At 58.6% G+C, this 2,946-nt stretch carries 3 protein-coding genes; 1 reads left to right on the forward strand and 2 read right to left on the reverse strand.

Going from position 1 to position 2,946, the window contains the following annotated elements; all coding sequences use genetic code 11:
* Both NW815_RS09375 and NW815_RS09380 read right to left on the reverse strand, forming a co-directional pair.
* Window positions 1-1,292, reverse strand: a 1,292-nt coding sequence (locus NW815_RS09375) for a DUF3084 domain-containing protein (RefSeq protein WP_414415940.1), incomplete at its 3' end; no start/stop codon positions are given.
* Between the two features lie 105 nt (window positions 1,293-1,397).
* The gene (locus NW815_RS09380; RefSeq protein ID WP_414331610.1) at window positions 1,398-2,378 is read right to left on the reverse strand and encodes an alpha-ketoacid dehydrogenase subunit beta; all 981 of its coding nucleotides are present in this window, start codon (window positions 2,376-2,378) and stop codon (window positions 1,398-1,400) included.
* Window positions 2,379-2,561: 183 nt separating this feature from the next.
* Here NW815_RS09380 and NW815_RS09385 point away from each other — a divergent pair.
* Window positions 2,562-2,946, forward strand: a 385-nt coding sequence (locus NW815_RS09385; RefSeq protein WP_414415941.1) for a 4-hydroxythreonine-4-phosphate dehydrogenase PdxA, incomplete at its 3' end; no start/stop codon positions are given.

A 2,946-nucleotide genomic window follows, 5' to 3' on the forward strand; every position in this document is an offset into this window, starting at 1 on the left:
CCCGCTGTGTAGATGTCGGTGTCGGCAACCAGCTTCACATCCAGAGGGGTGGTGCTCTGGCGGAGATGCTGCACAACCTCCAGAAACTTGACCTGGGAGAACTCCCCCACAGTGCCGGTGATGGGATCGGAGAGAAGCCCCTCCTCTTGCGAGCGCTGATTGGCCTGGTTCAGCAGCCCCAGCAGTTGCTGTTGGATCTGATTTTCGCTCAAACCCGGTTGAATCACCCCGTGGGCCAGCACGGATCCCTTGGCGAAAATCCGCTGGTTGGGGTAAATCTGCACGAGCACAGGCACAGGCTCCCCCTTGAGCCGGTTGGTGAGAGAGAGAATGCGCACCGCCCAGCTACCGGGTTCTTGCAACTTCTCCAGGGCTTGGTCGGCATCCTCCCGGCGGATCAGGATCGCGTTTTCCAGAGGGGGCATGGGCTGGGATCCAAGGGCAAGGGCTCGCTGTTCCGCCTGGGCCAAAAGGTGCTCAAACTGCTGCCGAATCGCCTCTGGCTTTGCCCCCCTTGGAGCCTCCACAACCCCCGTTGCCAAGACTTCCCCCGCCAAGATGGCCAGTTCCCCCCGCCGCAGCCGCACCGCCAATTGGTTGAGCTGCTCGATCTCCTGCTCAAGCTGGTTTTTCTGGTTCTCCAGTTGGGTTAAGGCCGCCTGCACCACATCCAGGGAGCGCTCCAGCTGATCCCGATCCAGTTGCAGGGCTTGTTTTTGCGACTCCAGGGTGGCGATCACCTGGCGGGCCGACTCCACCTCTGCCTTCACTGCCTCCAACTCGGCCTGGGCTCGATCCAAACTGGGCTGCACCTTGGCCAGTTGCTCGTTGGCTGCCGCCAGCTTGGCCTCCGCCTCCTGCCGCTCCTGCAGCGCCACTGCCAGCTGATCGCGCACTTCGCTCAGGCGGGTTTGGGCTGCCGACTGCTGGGTGCGAAATTGATCCAGATCCACCTTGAGGTGGTCTCGCTCAACCCTGAGAGCGGCATTTTCCGCTTCCAAGAGGGCTTTTTGGCGGTTGAGGGCCCGCAGCTCTTGCTCCGCCTGGGCAATTTGGTTGGTGTAGCTGAACAGAGCCTCCGACAGGGAGCGGTTGAGGAGCAGCAGTGTGCCCAAAGTCAGGGCGGAGATGCTCACGCCGGTCACCACGGCCACCAGAATGGCGGTATGGCGGGGGCGCAGGTTAAACCAGGTAAGGCGCTTTTTGCCAATGCGGTAGCCCACCCGATCCCCAACAACGGCAATCAGGCCACTGACAACCAACATGTAGAGGATCAGCAGTACGCCTTGCATATTCGCGGATCCCTGCCATGGAAATCTTAGCAAGGTTGCCCTGAGGATTTTGCAAGTTGCTGGGAGATAGATTTCGGCGCTGTTTTGTAGGGATTTTTGGGGGTTCTAATCCGCGTAGAGGAGCCGCTCCACCGCCGCCACAATATCTGCAGGTTGCACGATGGTGGCCGCCTCCAGCGTGCCGTTGTAGGGGGTGGGAATGTCCTGCGAAGCCAAACGCATCACCGGCGCATCCAGCTCATCGAACAGTTCTTCCATGATGCGAGCTGTCAGTTCCGCCCCAATGCCACCCGATTTCATGTCTTCCTCAACAATGATCACCCGATGGGTTTTGCGCACCGAAGCGGCAATGGTTCCCATATCTAAAGGTTTCAGCGAGATTAAATCGATCACCTCAGGGTCGATCTCCTGCTGCACCAAAGTGTCCACGGCCTTGAGCACGTGGTAGCGCATGCGGGAGTAGGTGAGCAGAGTAACATCGGAGCCGGATCGGACGATTTCGGCTTTGTCCAGAGGCAAAAGGTATTCCTCTTCTGGCAGATCTTCTTTCAAGTTGTACAGGAGCACATGCTCGAAAAAGAGAACGGGGTTGTCGTCGCGGATGGCGGACTTGAGCAAGCCCTTGGCATTATAGGGAGTTGAACAGGCCACGATCTTAAGCCCGGGCACCGCTTGGAAGTAGGCCTCTAGCCGCTGCGAGTGTTCTGCTCCCAACTGACGACCCACCCCGCCCGGCCCGCGGATGACCATCGGGATCTTGAAATTGCCCCCGGAAGTGTAGCGCAGCATACCGGCATTGTTGGCAATTTGGTTGAAGGCCAGCAGCAGAAAGCCCATGTTCATCCCTTCCACCACCGGGCGCAAGCCGGTCATGGCTGCCCCAATGGCCAAGCCGGTAAAGCTGTTCTCGCAAATGGGGGTATCCAGCAGGCGCATCTCCCCGTACTTGCGATACAGGTCTTTGGTGACTTTGTAGGAGCCGCCGTAATGGCCGACATCTTCTCCCAAAACAAATACGTTGGGATCCCGGGCCATTTCTTCGTCGAGGGCAGCACGCAAGGCGTTGTAAAGGAATGTCTCGGCCATAGAGGTTCAATATCGCTAAACCCTCATTAAACCATTTTGCCGGCATGGATCCCCTTGCAGCTGACTTGATAGGCTGAGCTCAGAATTCTTGCTCAAAGGGATGGCGACCTTCCCCACAGCTTTCCTCAGCACTCTCTTTCCCCTGGAACATGGGGATCGTCCGTCTTCTCAAGAAAAGACACCATGAGCATTCCACGGCCCAAACTGGCGCTGACCTTGGGGGATCCCGCGGGAATTGGGCCGGAAATTGTGCTCAAGGCGCTGGCGGATCCTGAGGTGCAGTCTTGCGCCCACATCACGGTTGTAGGGGATCGGCAGGTTCTAGAAGCCACCTATCGCCTGCTGAGAGATCGGTCGCCGGCTCCATTGGCCCATCCGGCAGGGATCCCGATGCTGGAATGCGACACAGGCTTTCGGTTACAGCCTGGCTGTATTGGTCAAGGGGATGCTGACAGTGGTGGGGTCAGTTTTGTTTACCTGAAAACGGCAGTCGAACAGACGCTGCGGGGCGAGTTTCAGGGGATCGTGACAGCGCCCATCGCCAAGTATCTCTGGCATCGAGCCGGCC

Source organism: Synechococcus sp. R6-7, assembly GCF_047461695.1.
Taxonomy (GTDB): Bacteria; Cyanobacteriota; Cyanobacteriia; order Thermostichales; family Thermostichaceae; genus Thermostichus.

What these genes read in the sequence shown, in the direction of transcription:
- NW815_RS09380 (WP_414331610.1), bottom strand. Translation starts at nt 2,378, where the DNA reads ATGGCCGAGACATTCCTTTACAACGCCTTGCGTGCTGCCCTCGACGAA.